The organism is Pantoea sp. Fr+CA_20, from assembly GCF_024520835.1.
GTDB lineage: Bacteria > Pseudomonadota > Gammaproteobacteria > Enterobacterales > Enterobacteriaceae > Pantoea > Pantoea allii.
Genome location: NZ_JALNPN010000030.1, coordinates 16,840 through 40,022, shown reverse-complemented (window position 1 = coordinate 40,022; position 23,183 = coordinate 16,840). Strand labels below are relative to the sequence as shown.

Annotated in this window: 25 protein-coding genes and 4 pseudogenes; 17 read left to right on the top strand and 12 right to left on the bottom strand. The window is 50.2% G+C overall.

Translation table 11 applies throughout. From position 1 onward, the window contains the following. Window positions 1-181: hypothetical protein (locus NR177_RS22470; protein ID WP_256853678.1), on the top strand; the 181-nt coding region annotated here is incomplete at its 5' end. Between the two features lie 196 nt (window positions 182-377). Next, window positions 378-929 (top strand): hypothetical protein, encoded by a 552-nt coding sequence (locus NR177_RS22465; RefSeq protein ID WP_256853677.1) that lies wholly within the window; start codon window positions 378-380, stop codon window positions 927-929. Between the two features lie 88 nt (window positions 930-1,017). On the opposite strand, the gene NR177_RS22460 is transcribed toward NR177_RS22465, so the two are convergent. From NR177_RS22460 to NR177_RS22450, 3 genes are all read right to left on the bottom strand, one after another. Further along, entirely contained in the window at window positions 1,018-2,328 is a 1,311-nt protein-coding gene (locus tag NR177_RS22460; protein ID WP_256853676.1) for a cytosine permease, read from the bottom strand. 11 nt (window positions 2,329-2,339) lie between these two features. Next, a complete protein-coding gene (locus NR177_RS22455; RefSeq protein ID WP_256853675.1) occupies window positions 2,340-2,978 on the bottom strand; it encodes a PAS and helix-turn-helix domain-containing protein in 639 nt (212 codons plus the stop codon). Window positions 2,979-3,051: 73 nt separating this feature from the next. After that, complete coding sequence (locus NR177_RS22450; protein ID WP_256853679.1) at window positions 3,052-3,465, bottom strand: N-acetyltransferase; 414 nt, start codon at window positions 3,463-3,465, stop codon at window positions 3,052-3,054. Window positions 3,466-4,025: 560 nt separating this feature from the next. On the opposite strand from NR177_RS22450, the gene NR177_RS22445 reads away from it, so the two are divergent. From NR177_RS22445 to NR177_RS22430, 4 genes are all read left to right on the top strand, one after another. Then, window positions 4,026-4,307: a hypothetical protein gene (locus tag NR177_RS22445; RefSeq protein ID WP_256853674.1), complete on the top strand. Its 282-nt coding sequence runs from the start codon at window positions 4,026-4,028 to the stop codon at window positions 4,305-4,307. 86 nt (window positions 4,308-4,393) lie between these two features. Continuing rightward, window positions 4,394-4,645: a DNA polymerase III subunit theta gene (locus NR177_RS22440; RefSeq protein WP_164483461.1), complete on the top strand. Its 252-nt coding sequence runs from the start codon at window positions 4,394-4,396 to the stop codon at window positions 4,643-4,645. A gap of 122 nt (window positions 4,646-4,767) precedes the next feature. Next, window positions 4,768-5,226 (top strand): STM2901 family protein, encoded by a 459-nt coding sequence (locus tag NR177_RS22435; RefSeq protein WP_256853673.1) that lies wholly within the window; start codon window positions 4,768-4,770, stop codon window positions 5,224-5,226. After that, window positions 5,220-5,555, top strand: a complete 336-nt coding sequence (locus tag NR177_RS22430) for a DUF1493 family protein (protein WP_256853672.1) — start codon at window positions 5,220-5,222, stop codon at window positions 5,553-5,555. Before NR177_RS22435 ends, NR177_RS22430 begins: the two co-directional genes overlap by 7 nt. A 24-nt stretch (window positions 5,556-5,579) precedes the next feature. Here the strand turns inward: NR177_RS22430 and NR177_RS22425 are convergent, their stop codons facing one another. The 4 genes from NR177_RS22425 to NR177_RS22410 form a co-directional block, all read right to left on the bottom strand. Beyond that, complete coding sequence (locus NR177_RS22425; protein WP_256853671.1) at window positions 5,580-6,596, bottom strand: hypothetical protein; 1,017 nt, start codon at window positions 6,594-6,596, stop codon at window positions 5,580-5,582. Continuing rightward, on the bottom strand, window positions 6,593-7,234 hold the full coding sequence (locus NR177_RS22420; protein ID WP_256853670.1) for a hypothetical protein: 642 nt from the start codon (window positions 7,232-7,234) through the stop codon (window positions 6,593-6,595). The genes NR177_RS22425 and NR177_RS22420 overlap by 4 nt, the downstream gene beginning before the upstream one ends. A 56-nt stretch (window positions 7,235-7,290) precedes the next feature. Beyond that, the gene (locus NR177_RS22415; protein WP_256853669.1) at window positions 7,291-7,554 is read right to left on the bottom strand and encodes a hypothetical protein; all 264 of its coding nucleotides are present in this window, start codon (window positions 7,552-7,554) and stop codon (window positions 7,291-7,293) included. Between the two features lie 179 nt (window positions 7,555-7,733). Continuing rightward, complete coding sequence (locus NR177_RS22410; RefSeq protein ID WP_256853668.1) at window positions 7,734-8,018, bottom strand: hypothetical protein; 285 nt, start codon at window positions 8,016-8,018, stop codon at window positions 7,734-7,736. 599 nt (window positions 8,019-8,617) lie between these two features. Between NR177_RS22410 and NR177_RS22405 the strand changes: the two genes are divergently transcribed. After that, window positions 8,618-12,448 carry a hypothetical protein gene (locus NR177_RS22405; RefSeq protein WP_256853667.1) on the top strand — a complete coding sequence of 1,277 codons (3,831 nt, stop codon included), beginning with the start codon at window positions 8,618-8,620 and terminating at the stop codon, window positions 12,446-12,448. A gap of 154 nt (window positions 12,449-12,602) precedes the next feature. Here NR177_RS22405 and NR177_RS22400 read toward each other — a convergent pair whose 3' ends face one another. Further along, the gene (locus tag NR177_RS22400; RefSeq protein ID WP_256853666.1) at window positions 12,603-13,817 is read right to left on the bottom strand and encodes a hypothetical protein; all 1,215 of its coding nucleotides are present in this window, start codon (window positions 13,815-13,817) and stop codon (window positions 12,603-12,605) included. Between NR177_RS22400 and NR177_RS22395 the strand changes: the two genes are divergently transcribed. Further along, entirely contained in the window at window positions 13,803-14,105 is a 303-nt protein-coding gene (locus NR177_RS22395; RefSeq protein WP_256853665.1) for a hypothetical protein, read from the top strand. The two genes, NR177_RS22400 and NR177_RS22395, sit on opposite strands and share 15 nt — an antisense overlap. A 123-nt stretch (window positions 14,106-14,228) precedes the next feature. After that, the gene (locus NR177_RS22390) at window positions 14,229-14,810 is read left to right on the top strand and encodes an RES domain-containing protein (RefSeq protein WP_256853664.1); all 582 of its coding nucleotides are present in this window, start codon (window positions 14,229-14,231) and stop codon (window positions 14,808-14,810) included. Between the two features lie 42 nt (window positions 14,811-14,852). Here NR177_RS22390 and NR177_RS22385 read toward each other — a convergent pair whose 3' ends face one another. After that, a complete protein-coding gene (locus tag NR177_RS22385) occupies window positions 14,853-15,527 on the bottom strand; it encodes a hypothetical protein (protein ID WP_256853663.1) in 675 nt (224 codons plus the stop codon). Window positions 15,528-16,489: 962 nt separating this feature from the next. On the opposite strand from NR177_RS22385, the gene NR177_RS24065 reads away from it, so the two are divergent. The 4 genes and pseudogenes from NR177_RS24065 to NR177_RS22365 all read left to right on the top strand — a co-directional run. Beyond that, window positions 16,490-16,972, top strand: a complete 483-nt coding sequence (locus NR177_RS24065; RefSeq protein WP_256853662.1) for a DUF4145 domain-containing protein — start codon at window positions 16,490-16,492, stop codon at window positions 16,970-16,972. Window positions 16,973-17,109: 137 nt separating this feature from the next. Next, complete coding sequence (locus NR177_RS22375; protein ID WP_256853661.1) at window positions 17,110-18,270, top strand: HNH endonuclease signature motif containing protein; 1,161 nt, start codon at window positions 17,110-17,112, stop codon at window positions 18,268-18,270. 12 nt (window positions 18,271-18,282) lie between these two features. After that, entirely contained in the window at window positions 18,283-18,759 is a 477-nt protein-coding gene (locus NR177_RS22370; protein WP_256853660.1) for a YrhA family protein, read from the top strand. Between the two features lie 298 nt (window positions 18,760-19,057). Further along, window positions 19,058-19,191, top strand: a pseudogene (locus NR177_RS22365) (transposase); the annotation flags it as partial. A 126-nt stretch (window positions 19,192-19,317) separates the two neighbouring features. Here the strand turns inward: NR177_RS22365 and NR177_RS22360 are convergent. After that, a pseudogene (locus tag NR177_RS22360) lies at window positions 19,318-20,116 on the bottom strand (helix-turn-helix transcriptional regulator). 87 nt (window positions 20,117-20,203) lie between these two features. Here NR177_RS22360 and NR177_RS22355 point away from each other — a divergent pair. Next, complete coding sequence (locus tag NR177_RS22355; protein ID WP_256853658.1) at window positions 20,204-21,394, top strand: MFS transporter; 1,191 nt, start codon at window positions 20,204-20,206, stop codon at window positions 21,392-21,394. Window positions 21,395-21,487: 93 nt separating this feature from the next. On the opposite strand, the pseudogene NR177_RS22350 reads toward NR177_RS22355, so the two are convergent. After that, window positions 21,488-21,772 (bottom strand): annotated as a pseudogene (locus tag NR177_RS22350) (LysR substrate-binding domain-containing protein); the annotation flags it as partial. On the opposite strand from NR177_RS22350, the pseudogene NR177_RS22345 reads away from it, so the two are divergent. After that, a pseudogene (locus tag NR177_RS22345) lies at window positions 21,771-22,007 on the top strand (2OG-Fe(II) oxygenase family protein); the annotation flags it as partial. The pseudogenes NR177_RS22350 and NR177_RS22345 overlap by 2 nt on opposite strands. 168 nt (window positions 22,008-22,175) lie before the next feature. Here the strand turns inward: NR177_RS22345 and NR177_RS22340 are convergent. Further along, window positions 22,176-22,361, bottom strand: a complete 186-nt coding sequence (locus NR177_RS22340; protein ID WP_256853657.1) for a hypothetical protein — start codon at window positions 22,359-22,361, stop codon at window positions 22,176-22,178. Window positions 22,362-22,507: 146 nt separating this feature from the next. On the opposite strand from NR177_RS22340, the gene NR177_RS22335 reads away from it, so the two are divergent. Together NR177_RS22335 and NR177_RS22330 are read left to right on the top strand one after the other, a co-directional pair. Continuing rightward, on the top strand, window positions 22,508-22,852 hold the full coding sequence (locus NR177_RS22335) for a toxin (RefSeq protein WP_256853656.1): 345 nt from the start codon (window positions 22,508-22,510) through the stop codon (window positions 22,850-22,852). Further along, window positions 22,845-23,159, top strand: coding sequence for a DNA-binding transcriptional regulator (locus NR177_RS22330; protein ID WP_024471707.1), 315 nt, complete (start codon window positions 22,845-22,847; stop codon window positions 23,157-23,159). The genes NR177_RS22335 and NR177_RS22330 overlap by 8 nt, the downstream gene beginning before the upstream one ends. Window positions 23,160-23,183 lie beyond the last annotated feature (24 nt).

Genomic DNA, 23,183 nt, shown 5'->3' with positions numbered 1-23,183 from the left:
TACCTACCTGGTTAACCCGCACTGGCATCAGGCGATACGTTTTTTTGTTACCACCATACCGGCAGTTTTGGCAGGCTGGTTACTCGTAAAAATTCGGTATTACATTATGATGCTGATCGCTCTGGGCGTAGCGCTTTTTGTCGTCGCTCTAGTGATCGGTATTATCGTTTCCCTGGTTTAGGGACCTTACAGTATTAGCTCATATTCTGAATAATTATTGAGGCAACCAGCTGGAACGTGCGTCTTTGGCACAGGCCTGAAATGTGCCTACATCTGATATCTGCTCCCTGAGGGCGTAGTACAGAAAGTTAATTAAACTCTACGCTTCTCTTACCGATAAAATACACTCACTTATCTGCAAACAGGAATGGTTTAAGATGAAGAACAGAAGAATAATATCAGGGGTTGTCGCTGTCCTGTTACTGAGCTGCGCGACAGCAACACCTGCGGCTGAAGTTTCAACGGAATCTGTTAATCCTCAGAATCTGGGGCTGACTGCAGCCAGTTACGGTGTGTTTAGCTACAAGAATAACGATGCTCTGATTAAGTCTGTAAACATTATTCAGCAACTTGGCTATCAAACTGACACACCAGCTGAGGGTCTTTCTCTGGATAGTTACCGCGAGGGAGTCGTTATCTTTACACCAGAAGCTGGCGGGAAACGGCTACTTGCGGGAAATGCTCTTGGCGCATTAGGATATCATATGCAGCCGCAGAACCTGACGAACGAGGATGCGCTGGTTATTAAAAATACCCCGATAGGTGCGAATGCCCTGGGTAAAGTAGTTAATCAGTCCTATGAAATTATATACAACGGTCAGCGTTCTCAGGCGAGCCGGCCAATTGTGATACCTCCGAAGGGTTTAGCTGTTACATTTGTGAAATTAGGTGAAGGCAAACTTTTAGTAATGACAACGTCCACCGATTAAAAGCCGTCTGAAGACTTAATGACCCTTCAAAAAATTAAGCCTGTTATTGAAACAGGCTTAATCTCAGGTTTAAGAAATATTCCTGCTGTCAGACTCCGGATATCCCAGCCCGGTCCTGTGACGTCATCTGCGCTTTAATGAAACTCAGCACGAGGTACATCAGGCAGCCTGCAATGATTGAATTCAGCGCCGGCACGCCGTACGTGACGTAATATCCTGCTACCGCGCCCACGAGGCTGCCGATGATGGCATTCCAGCCGAAGTTTTTCGTCTGCGCTTCGTCGGGTAACGCGTTCCTGCGCCGGCTTTCATCCAGCAACTTCCTGTCGCTTTTCAGAATGAAATAATCAACCATCATGACGCCGATGACCGGCGGGAACAGGACACCCAGGAGGTTCAGGAAGTCGACGAACCGGTCAAGAATGCCCATTACCGACATCGTGGTACCGGCGATGCCGATGAAAAGCGTGATAACCACGTACGGGATTTTTTTCCCCGTAAAGGCTTCAATCGCGTTAGCCACGCCAAGCGAGGACGAATACAGGTTGATGTCGTTGATCCTCATCGTCGAAAACACCACGACGATCAGCCCAATGCCGCCGGTTACCTGACCCATTATGGTCACGACGTCGGCGGTATTCAGTATCACGGAAATAATCACTGCCAGCCCGTTGATGACGTATTCTCCCGCAAAGATGGTCAGAACTGTCATGAGCATGACCTGCCGGCCGTTGCTGTAATAGCGTGTCAGGTCTGGCGTTATCAGGCTGGCCACGATACTGCCTCCCACCACAAGTGTAATAGCGTCGCTGACAGAGAGGCCTTTGCCTGCTTCAGAAAGGGCTGAAAGCGCCCCCATGTCCTGACCTTTCAGCAGAACGGTTGAAATGTACAGAACGCTGATGGCGAATGCCGGGACCGCTATGCGGGCGGCAAAGCGCAGCGCCCTGAAACCGAATGCCACGATAAACGTCAGGGTAAGGCCTGAAAGCGCAGCGGCCCAGTGAAATCCGAGTTTCTGGCCAAGAGCGTGATCCAGCGAGTTGGCAAAGACGGAATTCTGTATGCCAAACCATCCCAGGAGACTGACGGCGATGAGCAGACTGACCAGCACGGAACCGCCCCGGCCAAAACCGCACCAGCGGGCCAGCAGGCTGCCGGAAATGCCCTCCCGCATGCCGGCGTAACCCAGCCCGAAGGTTGCGACAAAGAAAATCAGGCTGCCGGCGGTGATGGCCATGAAGGCGTGTGCATAGCTCATTGAGTGACCAAGGGTTGCCCCCAGCATGAACTGGTCCAGCGCAGTCAGCATCCCCATATGTACCAGTGCCACGCCCCAGAACGGCAGACGGGCTGCGGCCGGAACCCTTTCAACGGAATAATTTTCGTGCAAGCTCATAAGTGCTCCGGTCAGATAAATTTGATGCCTTTGTTAATGGCAAATTCAGGAATGTAATTCTGCAGGTTTTTATGGGAGCAGAATTCATATAACGCTGAAACTGAATTAACCCCTGTCTTTCTGTATATATTCTGCATTTTGTTATTGATGGTCTTCGCGGATAATCCGAGATGGTTTGCAACTTCTTTCTGACTCAGATTTTTCATCAGATAAAAAATCATATCCATTTCCGAACGGGTAAAGACAGACTGGTCGGACGCTGTATGCAGGACGCCCGGTTTTTTATCACTGATACACACGTAAGGGGAAAGAACCCTTATTTTTCTGGCATTCCAGAGTGTCCCCATACAGACCCCGTTTGCATCCCTGAAGGGTATTTTCTCACTGATGTAAGGATGGAGTTCTTTTCGGCCAAACCAGAAGTCGGTCTCTATTACGCTGACGCCTTTTCCTTCTGATTCCGCCTGTCTGTCATGTTCAATAAATCCTTCAGCCTGCTCCGCCCACGTTGCGGGAAATTCGCAGTCAAGTCTGCCCTCGAGATCAAAAGCCGCCGGTGTGCAGGTGTACATGCGGGCGGCTTTGTTCATGAAAAGATGTCTGGACTGGCAGTCTTTGATTCCCCATGGTTCATGCAGGTGTTCGATCATTCTGATCATGATGGACAGTGTGTTCGTGCAGACTCTCTGATACCGCATACATACCTCTGCTTTCGCAGGTATGCTACGTAAATTCTTTTGCCAGGTAGTGACGCCTGAACTTATGTGCATAGCCTGGGAGTGAGCCGTACTCTTTATAACCGAGCTTTTCATAGAACGACCTGGCCTGAAAATCGAACGTGTCCACTGTTGCCATGTGGCAGTTCCGGTTTCTGGCCTCTGCTTCAGCAGCTGACATCAACTCTTTTCCATATCCCTTACCCCTGATACGTTCAGCGATCCATAAATACTGAATTTCAAGAGTCCCCCACCAGGTCTGAGCGATCAGACCCCCAGCGACGTTGCCATCATCGTCTGTGCAGTAAAGCAGAAACGGTTCGATTTCAACGGGATGGAATGTGGCGTTGTGACTCCAGAGTCCATCAGTAATAACGTTTTTTTCCTGGTGGGAAGGATTGGTAATAAGTGTGATCTTCAAAGTACGTTCCTTGCGGCTTGCAGATGTATAAAGCAGATTACTCTCTTCGGAATAAGAATGCTTATACACAAGTCATTGCACCTGTCAATGGGGTGAATAACCCCATTGACTCCGTTCCGGTGTGGTGTATCCTGCGTAAATGAAACAACAGACCGGAAGATGCTTAATTCCCTTTTATTTTTGGAGAGATTATATAAATACAAAACGGACTGCAAGAAATTTAAAAGTGGTATTATTTTTGTAATTTATTTCAAGAGTGGTGCGGGTGTAAAATAATGCATCCGTGCATGTTGTTTGTTACAGAATATAAACAACACCAGGGGATTTATTTTCTGTATCTCCCGTTTATGTTCGATAAGCTTTATAAAATTCGACACGCTGAGTCGTCTTAACCAAAATTATTATAACACTCCATTATAAAAATTAGATACCTAATCATTCGGTGGGAGATCTTAAAACTCACCGCTTTTTTTTAATTTCAAATCAGGAAGAGTTAATCTGTTGCATGATTTATGAACTCTGGGAAAACGTATCGCTGTTAATTTGCCCTGGAGGTCACTATGGCTGCTGACGAATACGAAAATTATGAATCACTCACGAAGTTTTTCCCTGAGCTGACGGTGCTGCAGGCCACTCAGGTTTGCATGCTGGTCTTCGGCCACATCACGATAAAGGATCTCGCTGAATACCGGGGAGTGTCTGAAGATACGGTCAAAGAAGCCATGAGTTCTGTGCAGAAAAAGCTGGGAGTGAACTCCATGAAGATGCTCAGGCCGTTCGTCACCAGCCGCGTGCTGTTGAAGCTGTCCCTGACTGTGCCCGATGCAAAACCGCATACGTGATCCCGCCGGCCTTTCTGGCCATCATATCAACCCCTCCTGACGCTTATGCCTATACAGGCGATATACTGTGTTCAGGAGGCGTTACCATGTCACATAATATTGCAGCAAAAGACAGGCTGGAGCGGGATAAAATCAATGTTGATCTCGCTGCTTCAGGCGTTGCCTGGAAAGAACGGATGAATAAACCTGTTATCCCGATGGAAACAGAACTGCAGCAGCCGGAGGCGCTGCGGGAGTATTTCCGTGAGCGCCTCGCCTATTACCGGCAGGTTGCACTGACCCTGCCAAAGGGTACCGATCCGGTTTACCTGAAAGAGGACAAGCCTGAAGGAAACTGATGGCAAGCCAGCTGATGGCGGGACGGACGTTCCTGACCGTCAGGTTGCCAGTCATCACGCGCAGCGGTATCTTCAGACCCACGTCAGGAAGATAGCTGCAGCTGCGGTTACGGGAGCGGAAAGTGGATACAACTGAAGAGCTGGGACAGACCTATTTTTATGCGGGGCGCCCGAACCTCTCTGCCGGTGAACTGTTCTTTATGATTTTTTGTGAGCAGGTAGCCGTCCAGCTGGGAGTACGGGATTTCTCTGCCATTGTTGCCGTTCTCTCCGGTGCAAACGTACTGCCTACCCGTACTAAGCCGGGAGGGGCTGTCAGGGGTACGTCGCTGGCCTCGCGGGCAGCCAGGCGCGCTTTCGGTGATGCCACTTTTCCCTGGGGCATCAAACTGCCCTCGTTTGTCGGAGGATATCCGCCCTCCACGCTGAGAATACGCATGGTCGCCAGAATTGGTACCTTCACCGGACGGGCAATTCCGGTTGTGGGCTGGGTCATTCTGGCTTCTGACGTGTCGCAAGTCGCCTATCACAGCGTTCTTGAATACAACCGGATCGCACGGGGAGAGGATAAACTATGGTAACCGACGAACTCGATGCGAAAGTTTACGCACTGGTTAAGCGTCACAACGGAAGGGGCGTTTTCACAGAGCAGGAACTCAGGCCAGAAACCGATCTGGATGCGGATCTTCATCTCAGTGAAGATGAGGCGCAGTCACTGATGAATGAATTTTTTAAGCAGTTCAACGTCAGCAGGCAGAACTTTACTCTTGCAACGTACTATCCACCTGAGCCGCCTCTGCTGGCGATACTGAATCCTTTCCGGCGCCGGCGATATGTTCCTGAAGTCCCCGACTTTACCATCTCAATGCTGATCGAATCAGCCCGCGCAGGACGCTGGTGCTACGAATAAGCAGGCCCGTTCGGGTAATGAATTTTATGCATTTGTGACGGGATTGTTTATCCGCGGAAAGTCCTCAGGCAACTGCACGTCAGTGAGAAACGGAATCAGCGCTGCGCCAGCCTGTGAGCCGTGCTCAAGCAGCGTTTCTGTCAGGCGCGCATGTACCCCACGGTTCACGTCAAAAAACGCCTTAAGCCGGGCATTCTGGGCATTCCTGAGCGCGGTCAGATGACGCTGATTGCTGGCGATTTCCAGCTCAGAAGCCGGTTCAGGGTAAAACACGCCGTCGGAGAGATGGCAGCTCAGGTAGGCGGTGGCCACGGTCACCCAGCGCGTGGCGTCGTTCACCGCCCCGAGCGAAACCCGGCCCGTATAACAGCGCTCGCCGGCGGTACCTGCCAGGCAGGCCAGCATTTGCCACTCGGCGGATTCCTTTTCTGTCAGCAGGTCGCGCGGAACCCCGTCGTTCACAAAACCCAGCGCGTCGCTCCCGTCAGTCCTGTTTTTCACCTGTACTTTGAGCGTGTCCGGCTGCGGTGACCAGGCGGCATAAAGCAGGGCATGTCCGGCTTCATGGGCCGCGATAAAGCGCCGGTCCTGTTCCGTTACCGGCCTGGCCGCGTCCACGGACATGGGGAAGTTGTACCGGCCGCCGGCAGGCTGCTCATGGTCCATCCGGATCGCCAACTGGCAGACGGCGGCCACAGTCAGACAGCACGCATAGACGGTCAGGATACCCATCAACAGAGCAGGCTTCTCCAGAATACTGTCAGCAAAGGTTCCGATTGCGGCCAGCAGGACGGTGAGGGTGGTAAAGCCGTATAAAAGAACGCGCAGCCTGTAACGCTGATAAAAAATACCGGCGGCAAAACAGCAGGTGACGACCAGTCCGCCCGTATACTGCACACCGGAGAACATCATGGCGGCCGTTTTTGTGACGGGCATCTGAGTGTGCGTCAGGGCAAGCCACATAATGGTCAGTGCGCCGGCAGTTTCCGTCACAATGCGCAGCAGCCCGGTCAGGGTTAGCGGTAAGGTAAACAGCTTCATGGTTTCCCCCCCTGCGCGCTGTGAGCGCTGTCCATGATCGTACTGATTGCGTCCGAGAGTTGCTGACTCCGCCCACTGCGGTAGTCCGGCCAGGGCAGGAACGGACGTGACGTGCCAGCCATCAGCATCATACCGGTCGGACAGCGCCAGTCTGAAGGCGCTCCCCTGACGTAATGGACGAGTATGGTTTCGCGTGGGCAGTTAACATCACTGTTTTCACGTTCCCCGAGTACAAAAGGTGACACCACACCGACGCCGTTACCGGAGACAAACCAGAGGCTGTTGGCAAAAATGAACGTCAGGAGTAACGTGGCCACAATGGCACCGCAGAACCAGAAACGACGGGTGGCCAGCCAGGCGCGTCGGATGAAAAGAGCAAAAAGTCCCATGGACGCCAGCAAACCGGCCCACTGTAAGCCCACAGACAGGCGGGACAGCCCGTCAAGACTCTGGGCCTGCTCAATGTTGGACAGGGAAACGGCAAAAGGTGAAACCAGGGCCATCGTCAACAAGGGGATGGCTAACGACTCGGTAAAGTCCCAGGCTGTATTCGGAGTCCCGCTGTTCACCTTCATATGGCTGAAGATTACGCCCATGCTCATGACCATTACAAAACAGCTCAGCGCCATATAAAGCATCTCACTGACCTCCTTTCTCCGTACCTGTGCGCATGCAGGTTCCCATGACGTTGCCCTCAATCCTGCCCGTGCTGCGACGGTAACGGCAGACTCAGTGCCTCCGCCAGTTGATCCATGCTGAGAGGGACGTCGAACGTCTTGTCGTTTGACAGCACGACACGGCAACCCCCGGAAAACTCCTCTTCACGGACCCAGGCGATGAGCTCTTTCTGGATGATCCACGCTTTGTTGTTTCTGTCCCGCAGGGTTACCAGGCTGGCCGGTGAGCAGGCGACGCCGGCGAACGTTTCTGAAGTGTGGTAGACGTTGGTATCTAACATGCTGTGCTTCCTTGAAAGGTGTCGTGAAACGTTATTATTGTGTCCGTCCTGACGCGGACGGGCTGTCTGTTTCTTTATCGTCACCGTGCCGCATTTCTGCACTCCTGTCCAGGCGGCTGAGGCCTCTGTCAGGCCGCTGGCCGGTGGTCACCTTACATGCAGGCTGCCTCCCCCCTGAATCACGGTTCCTGGTTGCCGTTTACGGGATCGTTTTTACCATCCGGATTAACCTGAACGCGCACCGGCAGCCCTGCCTGCTGACACGTCCGGTACCACCCCGCCACCTGCAGGGCGTCGCCGGTCAGCAGCGTCCGGCCGCGGTTGGGCCGCTCCAGTTGCTGGCAGGGGGCGCCGTAGAGGCGGAAGAAATAGGCCGCCGCGCGGATGACGTGGTCATCACCCGCCAGGGTCAGGGTAACGGCGGCATCCGCACTCGCGGACGGTGCAGAGGACAGCGCGCACACTTCCCTCCCCGGCGGCGGCGTTCTGCGGCGTCACGTTCCGCCTGAAGCAGCGGACGCGCGGCGCCAGCTCCTGTTACGGTCAGCCACAGGTCCTTTGCGCGCAGCATCCGAAGCCAGCCCGCAGTGGCCAGCCGCCGCATGATGCACGAAGGTTGGGACCGTAAACCGGCCCGTGGCCGCTGGCGTTCAGCATGCGGCCGATAAGGTTCACCGGCAATTACTGGCCCGGTCGCTTCTCGTCGATCGCGGCCAACACGATCATAATTCCCTTCTGCAGGGCTGACTGCCGCTTCCGTTCGCCAGACGACGGGCCGCGCTTCCGGTAAATCTGTTTAATGGTATAAAGTTGATCCGATGATGACGAGTTTTAGCCGTTGCTAAGTGAGAATACAAGCAGGCTCACTGATGAGTATGTGATTTTAAGGTGCGTGATATTTTCAATATATAATAAGATATAGCTCAGCATAGAGACGCAGACATGCTTCTGACTTATCAGATCGTATGTTACGCTGATTTTTTTACCACGAAGAAAGTTTCGTCTCATTCTGAGAGGGAGCTTATAGATGACATTATTAATGTCGTTCATGAAAGGACTTATCATGAATAAAATAATGATTAATATTTTGGTATTTACCTATAAACTGTGTAAAAAAATCAGGTTTAAGATAGTCAGAAAACTTCTGCAGAACAACCCATTAAAAAATTCCCCCTATGTTGCCCTGACACCAAAGAAACTGACGATAAGAAATGAATATTTCAATGCGATGGATTTCGCCCTGTCAAAAAATGATGTCAGGAACATCGCTGTTACAGGGAGTTATGGTGCGGGAAAAAGCACCATTATCCATTCCTATATGGAAAAATTCAGGCCGGGAGAATTTATTAACGTTTCTCTGGCCGGCTTTGAAATGCAGGAAAAAGGGGAGCCGAGCAGGGCTCAGGAAGTGGAGTTGAGTATACTTCAGCAGATACTTTATAAAAAGAATCGTGACGCTCTGCCTGACTCCCGAATTGACCGAATACTGAACAGAAATCAGGCGCACATTTACCGCGTTTTCTGGTCTGTTCTCAAAGTTGCTGCGCCGGTGGGCGGCATTCTCTCGCTAATCTATCGTGAAAGGGTGCTGACGTTCACAGGCATTCCTGAAAGTGCCTTCAGTTTTATCAGTGTCATACCCTACCCTAAAGCCTTGCTCTTTTGCGTGTTTATTCTGGCTGCTGTTTATTTCATTACCGAATGTGCCTCACAGATAGGGATTTTCGACAAGAAGATAAAGCTTAACAAGGTTGCGCTGTTGAGTGGCGAAATGGATCTCGCAAGTGCGGAGACATCATCCCTGTTGAATAACTGTCTGGATGAAATTGTCTATTTTTTCTCACGGATTGACAGTTACAGGTTAGTTATCTTTGAGGACCTTGACCGTTTAAAAAATCCTGAGATTTTCGTTAAGCTGAGAGAAATAAATAAAATCGTTAATAATAACCTTTCAGACGACAACCCTCTTCGCTTTATCTATGCTGTGCGGGACGACATTTTCTCAGGTGCTGAAGCGCGCACGAAATTTTTTGACTTCATCATCCCGGTCGTACCGGTCATGGATAGCAGAAATGCCTTTTCACTGCTGAACGATAAAATGAAAGGTTTTATTCCTGGCGGAGAGGCTTGCCTGCGCAGCACGGCTGCGTATATCAGTGATATGCGTTCTCTTCAGAACATTGTTAACGAATACTGGGTATTCAGTAAGACTGTGGATAACAAATTAAGGAATGTCAGTCTTTACGCCATGGTATTCTATAAAAACACGTTTACGCATGATTACAGCCTCATTGATAAAAAAGTCAGCGTGCTTTATAAATTTGTTTATCATTTCAGGATGCTGTCGCTGCACAAAAGTTATTTTGGCAACATTGAAGAACGCATTTCATCGCTTAGTGATACCCTTAATGAAATACGTGCGGAAAAGGCCAGAACTGCGGAGGATGTCAGGAAAAATATAATATACTCATTAATTCCTGAAAGCATGACCCATATGATTTATTTTTACAAGCCTAGTTCTGTGGGGTATTTTAACACACAGCAATCTCTTCAGCATATTGATACTCAGCAACTCATCAATGATGAAAAGTCGTTTGAAGATTTTCTTGAAACTTCTGACAGGATAAGCATTGGCTATTATGGTCAGAATCAATATCATATTATAGAATTATCTAGATCAGAACGTGAAAAAATATCTGAAAGCTATCAGCACCGAAAAAAAACGGTGGGTAAGGAACGCGACGTTAATTTTAAAATTACCGAAAAAGCGCTCAGGAATGCCAGGGAAGAAAAGCGTCGCAAAAATGCGATTTCGCTTGCTGATTTAATCAGTCTGATGAAGAGGGAATGCTTTACTACCGTTGCCCGTGAATATATGCAGGAAATAGTTGATCATGACCTGCTCAGTGACGGGCAAAAAGAAGCCGTCAAGCGTGAAATGCAACACGGGGGCTATGATGCGCTTTACTTACTGCTGTCACGGGGCTATCTCGATCAGGATTTCATGCGCTCACGCTCTGTTTTCCACGAGGGCGGACTGTCCCTCAGCGATAATGAATTTGTGAAAAGCATGGCTCTTGGTCTCTCCGGTCAGCAGTCTAATGAGTCGATGGTTATCGATGATGTCTCGGGCGTCATTCGCGAAATCGACGCGCAGCGCCTCCTGTATCAGGATGCAGTTATGCATCATCAGATCATCGCTCACATGCTCGAAGCCGACGACGCACGGCTTGATGAAATGATAGCCACGCTGTTCAGCAGATCCGGAGAGTATGTACTGACACTCCTTAATATTCTGGAGTCCAGGTTTGCTGCCCCGCAGAGCTTTACGTCTCTGTTGACTCGAGCACTGGAGAAAAACGGCTATCTCGATGTACTGCTGGAGCACCTTGAATCGGCCAATGGTTCTGACGCCTTCCGGGCGATTGCGGCTGAAGTCGTGTCGCTTACAGCCCCTCGTTATTCGCATGATCCAGGCCTGTACAGGCGATTTGTGGAATCGCTCGGGACCGGTATCGTTGATCTCATCAGGCCTGGACGTCTTGAGGCTTTTCTGACGCACATTCATGAACTGAAGGTCTGTTATGACGCCCTGTCTGACCCCTTATCTGAAAACGAATTAATCTGCCTGCGCTTCATCGGTGAAAAATCTCTCTACCGGCTTACACGTGAGAATGTGGGTATTATCCTTGCTGCTCAGCTGACAGAGCACGGATACACCGCAGCAGAGTGTGAGCAGGCGCCCTGGTCGCTGGCGCAGAAATATAATTTAGACGCGCTGGGCTACTTTGCGGAGTTCTCCGATGAATTTGTGCGTGAAATATTTCTGTCGTCGGCTGAAAAAGAGGTCGCTATCCTTACTGTTCTTAAGCTGAGTACCCTGAGTGAAACGATGAAAATAAGCATCGTCAGAGAGATGAATTTCTGTTTCGACACGCTGGCTGGTATACCTGAAGAACCCGGGTATGAGGAAAATGGCAGCAGGTTATCTTTCCATGACGCGTTTTACCGTTATGATCGTATTAGTGCCTCATGGCCGGAGTTGGTAACGTATATTGGAGAAGAGTGCAATTTGCAAGTGCTTACCGACTTTGTGTCTCGTCATGCAAGTACCCTTTCTCTCTCTGGGCCGGAGACTGAAGACGGCAGTTCCTATGAGCTTCTCTATAAAAAAATCATCTGCAATAATCGGCTGAGCGAAGATAACTATAAAAAAACAGTTACACACATATTCATTAATACAGCATGTTTCGATGAAGATATCAGTGATGCAATAATCATCAGGCTGCTTAATATGGATAAAATACCCCTTACGCACGATGACTTCTCAAATGTGATGAAAACAATCCGTATTTTTACTATTGAAGTTTTGGATGTTCTGTCTTCCTGGATAGGACGTTATCAGGATGAAATGATGGCTGATCCTGACTACTATTTAAATAATGATGAGAATCCTGACCTTTTTGAGGGGCTGCTCGGTCGAGTGATGTATTCCTCACACATATCTTCGGATAATAAAATGAAGCTTTTCGAAAAATATGCAGATTATTATCGCGAGGGAGATGAAGAAGATATCAATCTTCCTGAAGCGATGAAAATAATCGCTTTCTTTAATTCTGATAACGAGATGAAACTTCGCCTGATGATTTCTCTTCTTTCAGAAGGCTATCGTGACAGGAGTAAGCTGGCAGAAATGGCGTCAGTGATGGAGGAAAAAGAACTCAGCAAAATATTTACACAGCGAACGGCCAGGATTTTGCTGAATGACCGGGATAGCTGCCGACCACTGCTCGATAAATTAAAATCGTCAGGTATTGTTAAAGAATATGAATTCAGGGATGACGGAAAGGTAGATTTTAAAATGCGGATCGGAGCCTCTGGCCCTGCAGAATAATAGCCGGGAGCCATTGACGTCTTTCGTTCGTTGATGGCTGTCTTCCTTTCATATCGCGAGCCTCTTTAGGCACGACTGTGTTTCTGTTTTCTGTAAACGTCGGCAATTTTCTGTTCACGGCCTTCAGTTTACGAAAAATGCCCCTGGCGCGTTGCTACCCGCATCCGCCTTCAATAAGGTCCCACCCTTTCCGCAGGAGCTGGTCGAGAAACGCCTCTCGCGTCAAAGAGGGGGTTCTGCCAGCTTCGGTAATAATGGCATTAAGCGTTCTTCTGGCCAGACTGCGGGCCTGAAGGATGTGTTCTCCGGGAATTTTCTCGAGAGCATTGCCATGCACGTAGTCACTGCGTGCCTTGTATACGACATCCATGACCTCCTTGGCGGATGCATCACTGAGCAGTCCGGCCAGCCGGTATTTTAACTGTGCAGTAGCCCCCAGCTTTTTGAGTGGTCCCTCCAGAGACTTATTTTCTGATTTGCCACCAACGCAGGCGTCAATCACGACAATATGCGCCAGAAGCTCGTCCACGCCATCTGACATGAAGGCTTTCACGAACTGATGCCGTGCGGCAGCATTGATGAGTCCACGGGATACAGCTGTTTCAAGGTGCTTGCAGACATCTGCGTCAGTGACAGGCACCATCTGGTCACGTGTCAGGCTGTGACCATAGCTGTGCGGCTCTTCAGATTCGTGCCAGACCCCTTCTTCATCGCAATATGCACGTGGGATCCAGGTGAGCGAGGCAGCGGACGGAACTGGTTTTTGCGGCCAGAAAATATCATCTGACAGCGTATGCACCCAGGGAATACGGAAGGGGCGCCACTGACAGTCCTCGCTGAGATGGCACTCCTCCCAGGCAATCAGCATCAGCAAAAAAACAGCTTTTTCCACGGCTTCCGGATGATGCGTTTGATAGGGATATACCGTTCCTGGCTTGTCCCTGCTGGTATTCCATTTCCAGTAGCGCTCAGAAAAATCGCTGCTCAGCGCCTTATCATCCCCGACCTCCAGCCACAAAAACTGCGATAACCCCGCCGTGTCTGCAGACCCATAGCCGGGAAGTCTCTGCAGCGGCAAAGAATTGAGCATTCCGTCCAGTTCCTGTTTACTGAATCGCCTGATACATAAACCGGCGGTCTCAATCGGCGGTATATCGCCAGCGCAGTCCAGCGGACAGAGGTAAGTGTGATGCTCAAGACACCTCATCAGCGCCTCGTGGCAGAGGGCGGCCGTCTCTGACATGCCGGTTGCGGCCAGCGGGGAGCCGGCAGTAAAAAAACAGGGAAGCCCGAGTTTCCGGAGTCCCTGAAGCAGAAAGGGATCTAATAAATTCCCTTTAATCTGGGCATAGCAATGCTTATCTGCCATTTCCCTGAAATGCAGAAACGCCTGAGAGTTGAATACGGCGCTGTGATCCATGCCCGCTGGCAACAGCCACATCCGGTCAAATGCGGCAATAAATTCATCCGGAACTGTTGCTGCCATTGCTGCCTTTCCGCTGCTGATAATGAGCGTCAGTATATCCCGCAAAACTTAAAAAACATTACTGATTTTGCTTCCTTCAGCATCCGCCTGGGCTATCATAGCGCCGCCGCCGCCAGACAGACCGGCGCGCACACCGCAGGACCGGGCAAGCACGGCCCTGCACTCCATTAATAGCAGAAAGGATCAATCTGATGATTACCCCATGCTTATTTTACCAATCACACTTTCCAGACAAGAGAGGGACTAATGGCTTCAGAATACGAGGGCGACCTGCATGATCGCTTAAAGGAAATTATGGACCTGGAAGACCAGGGCGAAATTCAGGTGACGAAGGTCATCCCTGAAGGCTCGGTTTATTTTAAGATTCAGGACCAGTATCACGGCGGGAACGGTGTGTACTTCAATGCCCACAGTGATAACCGTTTTTCGTTGTCCGATAAATCGAAATGGCCGATGTATCTGGCCGATTCACCTCATACGGCGGGCAGTGAATTTTTTCAGGATGAAGAGTTCATTGATCGTGCGGACTTTGAGACGAACTGCATGGCAGAAATTACGACAGAGCAGCCATTAAAGGTGTTTGATCTGATACGGCTGTCTCCTCATCTGAGATGGCCTGTCGGTGATTTAATGGCGCCAAAAGCGACATATCCGCTGACCCAGCAACTGGCGAAGGAGATGTCACAATATGCAGACGGGGTCGAGTATCTTTCCAGGCACTCCGGTAAACCCTGTCTTGCGATTTGGTCTGACAGGGAAGATGGCGATGGCTTACTGTCGACCGCGTCAGTGACAGCGCTGAGTGAGTACGAACATCAGGGTAAATCCGCAAGGCAGATCCTCAGGACAGAATGTAATGTGAGGATAACCGGGTAGGTTAAAACAAAGCCGTGCCAGGTATGACTGACACGGCTTTTATTACACTGCGTTCTGAGTGCCGAAATTTTTGGCCAGAATGTGCAGATGTGCCATTTCTTCTTCCGTCGCGCCGCGGCGCAGGATGTCCAGCGCACTGGTTTTTTCTCCGCTGCCGGGCATTTCCACTTTGCGGGTAAAAAAGTTGCATTTACGCACGCTGCTCACATGATGGGTGATGGATGCCAGTAATTCCGGCAGACCCTTAAGCATGCCGTTTTCACTGTTTTTTTCATCGACCGAGAACTGGAATACCGGATACAGCTTCTCAGCACCCCAGTCCAGAACAATCAGTTTATTCTGTTTGCTGTATTTATGGACGGTGGGTACTGATAATCCCAGTATATTTTTCACCGCGGTAGATTTATGGACGCCGCCGTATTTTTCCAGGCTTTTTAAAAAGGCAAGCCGGGCTTCAGCATAATCTTCCTGCTCTTCTTTTTCCTGGCTGGAGTTATTTACCAGCGACTGAGTCAGCGCCAGAATTTTAATTTCTGACCAGAATTCGTCATCGGGCAGCGTTAATAAAGACTGTAATTTGGTTTCATCCACGGCATCGAGTGCGGCAACGAATTTTTTGCCAACGTTGTTAATGCGCGACTGGATCAACGCTTTTTCGGCGTGCTCAGGGTTGAGCCGGGGAGCACGAGCCGGTTGGGTCATGTTCTGTGTTCTCATGATAGCCTCGCCTCGGGTATTTAAGATTTTCATGTGGTAAGTGTATAGGAAATCTTAAAAGGGTGCAATTTTTGCACTCCGTGCATTCTCTGCAAAATCCGCTTTCCGTTTTCCGCTATAACCGGAAAAGGGCGTCAGGGCGAAGTTTTCGGCTCAGGACACAACATGTGGTGTCCGATCACCACTCTCAAACCGCTATCCTGGTGCACTATGATCCAACGAGGATCGTTATTCCCACCAGTTATCCTGCTTTCTTATTCCGTTTTATTATATATATCCAGAAATCGGAAATATTGCGTACCTCCCGCTGCGGGTTTTTCCGGTGGTCCGCGCCCGCCAGACCGGCGAGGTTGAGGACTGGCACAACCTGTCAAACCGTAACCGGCTTCGCCGGGCTACCGGCGCCATGTGACCACTTCCCCCTGGCTGACATCAGCTGGCGCCTTCATGCGCTGTCGCGCATAAAACCAGGCAGAAATGCAAACTGATACGGAATTTCATCTGGAGAATCGATACCGCCCCCTTAATCGCTGAAGTGAGCTACACGGCACAAAAAACCATCAGACTTTAATGGCCGCACCACAGACAATCTTTTTGACGTCAGTGGTTTTACGGGAAGAATGACCGGGGCATGTTAATTTCAACAAAACCGGCTGCTCCGTGTAAACTCTCTACACGATCCCACTGCTGTTTAATGACCTATGCCCGGCTCATATCCTTATGAAAGTTTTACGAACGACAGACTGCCAGCCTGGTGTTGTCCTGCCTGTCTTAACGCATCGCTGGTTCTTGTCCAGGGCTCGTTTACTTCGCGAGACACCTCAGACTCTCTGCGGCACCGTGGAGAAGACTGGTATACTGAAGAAGATGACCGTGAAGTTTTTTGCTGCATGCTTGAGTGCAGCCGAGCAGAATGCCGCGAATCTGTGGCAGTTACGGGTACAGGGCGTGGACAAGTTGACGTGGATGAACAGATGCGAAAAGTAGGGTGGTATACGCGCTACAGAGCGGTCTCGTTCGTTCCACCTCTACCGATATTTCGTGTGCCTGAAGCGTGTCCTGAAGATATAAAAAATCAACTGACAATAATAGCTTCATTAATCCCTGTCAGCCTGAATGCGGCCGTAAACGCGTTGCGCGTAACCCTTGAGTTGCTGCTTGACGAGCTCAATGTGCCCCGGCTGACAGAGGCAGTTTCACCAAAACGGATACCTCTTGCAAAACGCATTCTGGATGGTAAAGCCACGCTGGGTGATCACTTTAGTGCATTCGATGCTCTGAAAGACCTTGGCAATCATGGCAGCCATACTAACAGACATATAAGGCGGTCCCACTTTGAAGGAGCTTGTCAGATTATTGACGAACTTATTCAACAGCTCTTTGCCCCGCGTCCTGATCACGAAAAAATGGTGGCAACACTGAAGGCGGCATACGGTAAGAAATAACGCACGATTATACGATCTTCTTCAATGACGCTTTTTCTGCCACAGGGGCATCAGCGCTATCAATAATAATGATGCATCGGGTCCAACGAAAGTTACATTCGGGTGAAATAGTACTTATTGACTATTAAGGGACATCAATGAGCATTAGCTTACCAGGCACAGACTTGTACTATCTTTCTGCAGATAATCTTTCTCCGGAAGAATTCGACAGAATTATGCCGCCTTTAGAGGCGTGGGAAAAGGTTCGTCTAGAATATGTATTCTGCGCTTCTACGCGGAACGGTGGCTATATTGGGAACATTCGCAGGAGAGGAGAAATAAATTACAGAGACCAGCCGCCTGCGCAGAGACAACATGAGGAGAAAAGGTTTCTCCATTTACTTCAGACTGGCGAAGTCGTGATGTTGGATCGGTTTTCCTTACCGGGAAAGCTTTTCTATATCAATGGCGAAGGCAATCTCATCTGCAAAAGAGCCTGGGTTTATAACTCTAATGGTGCAGAACGCATCATCACGGAATTCTGTAAGTCAGTGCAGCGCAGAGCGAACCAGTATAAGAACGGAAAACCAAGGCCAACAGCGTTTATGACAAGATCGTATGTGACATCACCTAATCAGTATGCACAGACGACAAAAAAACCCGAAACGTTTGGTACCATAAACAGCAAAGCGGCTGGTCGTCTTCTGGCTGCGGGAGCGATTTATAATCAGAATCCTGAAATGTATGCCGACACCGCCCGAAAGCTGGGAGGAGATGCTGCTGCAGGTTTCAGTGAAGTGCTGAATCAGCAGACTGCAGGCTCTCTTATAGCACTGAGTTCAATAATGGCCATGGGTCGCGCTGCTGTTCATCCGACGTCGATCGCAGAGCTCGAGAAGCTCAAAAATTATCTGGGCACTTACAAAGGCGAGAAAAATCTGCTGAGTAACATCGATGTGGTAAAAATGGATTACATCAAACGGCCAGCGGCTGAACGAATGGCTTTACGTAACCAGTTCGACAAGGTGCGAAAATCTTTTCTGAAGGAAATTTCTGACAACCCGGACGTGAAAAGCCGGTTAAGCACGGACGACCTTGCCCGGATGGCGAAGGGAAATAACCCCGTTAACTGGGATGTGCACCATAAGCTTCCTCTTGATGACAGTGGAACGAATGACTTCAGTAATTTGGTATTAATCAGTAAATCACCAGAACATGCCATGTTTACAACTACGCAGCAGCGAATTTCGCGATCCATCGCGTCAGGTGGTCCTACTGAAGTTTTATGGCCCGTACCAAAAGGTGTGATTTACCCATAGGGAGACAATGTCATGCTCAACACTGAAATGTCAGGTGTAATTAATAACACTGTGGATTTGGCTCAAAAACTTGGTTATCCCGTGAATCCACCCTTTAAGGCACCCAAACCTGTGGAGGGGATCACTGGAGACTTGAAAGCTGAGCTGCAGAGTTTCTGGTCACAATACCTGGAATTTGTCGCCGGTGTTGATGGCTTCAGCATTGACGGTTATTCGATCTTTGGGCTGAGCAGCCACAGTGATGAACATAATGGCCTGGCTGAGTACAACGCTGAGTTATCAGGAACAGAGAGTGCAGAAGAAGGAAATAGGGGATTTATATGGATCGGCACCTCAGGAACTGACTGGTATGTATATAACATTCCAGCTAATTCCTGGGAGATCAGAGACAGAATTGCAATTGACGAGGTTTATGATTCTTTCACAAATTTCCGTGATTTGCTGATGAGCATCTTAAATCGAATTAAAGAAGCGAATGACTTGGCTTGATTCTGTCCATGCAGAATCATCGGACAAGCTCACAGTTGTATTTGCAGAACAGGTTGGAACGCAGATAACCAGCAGGGACAGCAAAAAACCCTGCAACTAATTGATATTTAACATAATTAGTATTATGCGCACTTAAAACTCAATGTTCTTCGAAGAGGACAGACTTATAAAATGTTACCAGAACAGACTTCACTGATGAATGATCCCAGGGTTTTAGGCGCGGTGGTTGCAGCACTGAATCGCCACGGGTTTAACAGACACCTCGGAGTCATTTAAGATGACTTAAAGAGAGGTGCCCATGAGCGGTAAGCGTATCCCGAAGAGTTTAAAATTGAAGCAGTCAAACAGGTTGTTGATCGCGGTCATTCTGTTTCCAGCGTTGCAACACGTCTCGATATCACCACCCACAGCCTTTACGACTGGATAAAGAAAGGGTCCGCTTGGAAAACGGAAAATATCCTACGTTAAGCCTGTTTTTTAAGCAGGAATGACAGGCAGTTTTGAGTGAACAGCGGACGCTGGGGTTCTTTATAAAAATTCGGTTTGTGTTGTTTTGCATTAGTTTAGAGACGAAAAATATTGCGTCGGTGATTTACCCAGCGCTTTTCTGAACATCGTAATAAATGCGCTGACCGAATCATATCCCAGCGTTCCGGCTACGCGCTGCACGGACTGACCTTCAGCCAGATGGCTCAGGGCAATCATCAAATGCAGTTGCTGACGCCAGCGACCAAAGCTCATTCCTGTCGCCTCTTTTATCAGCCTGGCCAGCGATCGTTCGCTGGTGACCAGATGTGCAGCCCACTGCTTTAACGTTCGCCGATCATCAGGCTCATTAAAAAGTGCCTCCGCCATATTCCGGATTTTAGGATGATCGGATACGGGAAGATGGAGCGCTTCAACCGGCACATCCGGAATATGCTCCAGCAGCACCGCTGCGAGCCTGGCAGTTTTACTGTCAGGAGAATAAGCCTGTCCCTGTTCTGCCAGATACAGAACAAGCTCGCGGACCAGAGAAGTAATCGCCAGGGTACAACAGATTTCCGGCATCGCTGCCGCGCCGGGTTCGATAAACAGAAAGCAGGTATCTGCATTCTTCGTGACCCGGCAACTGTGGGGGATTTCACCCGGAACCCAGACAGCATGTCCGGGTGGAACAAGCCACAGCGCATCCTCAACCTCACAGCTCACTGCACCGCGCAAAGAGATAATAAGTTGTCCCTTACGGTGAGCGTGCGGACTCTGACCTGCATGCATACTCGCCTGACGATGATACATGCAGCGCGATAGCAGCCTGACTGAAAGCATCGGAATTAAACTCATCCGGTGAGGTCACCGGTTTTTTATTAAGTGGCATGATTTAGTTATATGTTGTCAGGTTATCTATATTCTGTAACTCATGCGTCCTTTAAAGTCTTTCTTTTTACCAGAGAAAGCAAAATTTATGTCCCACACTACGAACAAGTGGTCTTCAATCATACTTGTGACCGGCATCCTTTTTATAGCTATCAACCTGCGTGTTCCTTTTACCGCTATCGCACCCGTTTTAGAGTCTATTCGCCATGATTTTGGGCTAAGTATTACTGCCGTTGGGTTGCTTAACTCGCTGCCTTTACTGGCATTTGCCGCCTTTTCACCGCTGAGCGCATCCATCTCACACAAGTACGGTCTTGAACGCACCCTTTTTGGTGCCCTGGCCGTGATTTCAGCTGGCATCCTGCTTCGCTCCACAGGCAGTGTCTGGGCGCTTTATGGCGGAACCATATTGATAGGTATCGGGATTGCCCTCGGCAATGTCCTGTTGCCTGGCCTTATCAAACGCGACTTTTCTGGCAACGTGGCTTCCGTGACGGGGGCATATTCCATCACCATGGGCGCGGCTGGTGCTATTGGTTCAGCCGTTGTCATTCCTCTGACGCAGAACTGGGGCTGGAACATCGCGTTAGCCATGCTGGTTATTGCACCGCTGCTTGCGTTGCTTTTATGGTTGCCCCAGTTAAAGATGAAGCATCAGTTGCCAGCAGCGGGTGAGAAAACAACGGCGACCGTCGCGGTCTGGCGCTCGCCTCTGGCATGGCAGGTCACCTTGTTTATGGGCCTGAATGCGATGCCGTTTTATGTTGCTGTCGGCTGGCTGCCCGCCATTCTAACGGACAGTGGACTCTCCTCAGCCCAGGCCGGTGAAGTACACGGCATTCTTCAGCTGACCACCGCCATTCCCGGCCTGATTCTGGCCGCCACGCTGCGTCGCCTCAACGATCAGAAAGCAGCCGCTGCCGGCGTCAGCCTGTTAACCGCTGCGTCCTTTATCGGCATCCTGTACCTGCCGAATCTGGCGATGCTGTGGGCTGCTCTTCTCGGCTTCAGCTCGGGTGCCAGTATGATGCTGGGCCTGACCTTCATCGGACTTCGTACCAAAAATGCCGGTGACGCCGCCGCGCTGTCAGGCATGGCGCAGAGCGTCGGTTATCTGATGGCGGCGATGGGTCCGCTGCTGCTGGGCAAAGTACAGGAGTTGTCCGGAGGCTGGACATTGCCATTACTGATGACCGCAGCAATCGCGGTCGCAGGTGCCTGCACCGGAATGGCTGCCGGACGAAATGCGCATCTGGAACCTGTACAGCAGACGGGCTGAATTGGCTGGCACCACAGGGGAACGATCGGTTCCTCTGCTGTGGATGCTGTCCATTATCGTTCTGAAGCGTACTCTTGCTCTCAAGACCATCTCTTACCGGGAAGGCCGTTTCTCACCTGCGACATCGTTGAAAAGTTCGCCGACCCAGTCAGCAAAAGCACGCACGGCGGGAGAGAGAAAACGCTGATGCGGATAGAGCATCGTCACCGGCACGGAAGGTGGCTGCCAGTCCGCCAGAACCTCGACCAGTTTGCCTTGCCGCAGATTCTCCGAAATCACATTCTCAGCAAGCTGCGCCAGCCCAAAACCCTCAAGGCACAGTCTGATATAGAGTCCCGTTTCGTTAACGGCTGCATCCCCCTCAACCGGCACAGAGATCACCTGCAACATCGGCGACATGCTGATGCGCTGGAGTGACGACCAGTTGCCGTCAAACTTCCATCGTGTCAGAAGCCCGTTGCCCGGTGAATATCAGGGCGCGCGCTACAGCCTGGCGTTTTTCTGTCAGGCCAACAAAGACGTTGAAATTCTGGGGCCGCAGGCGAAGTATCCGGCCATCAGCGCCGAAGACTATTTACAGCAGCGCATTCAGGCCAACTTTGCAAAAGTATAAATAGAGCTGGGAAGCCAAAAGCCCGCAGGGTTTGCTCAGCTGCGGGCTTTTTATTTGGTGCAATTCGACAACCCGCTCAACTATGAGCGAGAAGATTGGCCCTTTTTGTCATAAAGGGTCTCTCACATTGCTACACATCGCGCCGGATTGAAACCCTTCGCAGTCTCTTCAGCGATCCGGCTGATCAGAGTGACCTTCCACAATATTGAAACCTAATGTGCCGTAAAAGTTGGCATTAAAAGCGACCATGTTATCTGTTGCCAGCGTGGCACCCGCCAGACCGCGTTGTTGTCCTGACCTGCTGCCCCTTTCTTCCGTCCAGGCGTGGTCAGAGGCGCGAAGACTTGTGCTCACCGAGGCGGATGACCTCGCGTTATATCTCTGGCCGTCAGCAAAAAATGAACTCAGAACCCTGCTCAGTGAGAGTTATGCATAAAAGATTTCTTGAAGTATCCCCAATATGGGGATACACTATCCCTTAGTTGGGGACGGGTAAAATTATGCAAGCGACATTCATCGAACTTACCAGCTTTCAGAAGTACCGCGCTGAATATCTTGACGATGATCAGTTTCGTGTCTTCCAGAACATGTTGCTGGCCAACCCTGAAAAGGGCGACATCATCCCCGATACGGGCGGACTCCGTAAAGTCCGCTTTCGGGATGAACGCAGGAATAAAGGCACCAGAGGCGGGATCAGGGTTATCTATTACTGGACGGACGAAAAAGGCCAGTTCATCCTGTTCACCATCTACGATAAAGACCAGCGTGACGATTTGACCAAACAGCAGCGTGATGCTCTGGCAGACGCGCTGAATGTGATTAAGAAAGGGCTGAGACATGACTAAACGCGATATTTTCAGTGAACTCATGACAGGGATGCAGGAGCTTAAAGACCATCAGGAAGGCAAGATTACGCTCAAATCCTACAAGGCGACCCGACGTGAGCCTGTCACGATAGCGCCGCAGGAGCTGCGCGACGTGCGCGAAAAACTGAATCTGTCTCAGGCGGTTTTCGCCCATTACCTTCATACGGGCGAAACCACGTACCAGAACTGGGAGCAGGGCAGGGCTAAGCCCAACGCGCAGGCGGTTTTGCTGATCCGTATGGTGCAGCAGAATCCTGAAACCCTCCAGACACTGGCACGGCTCTGATCCCCAACCTTCCGGACGGTACAA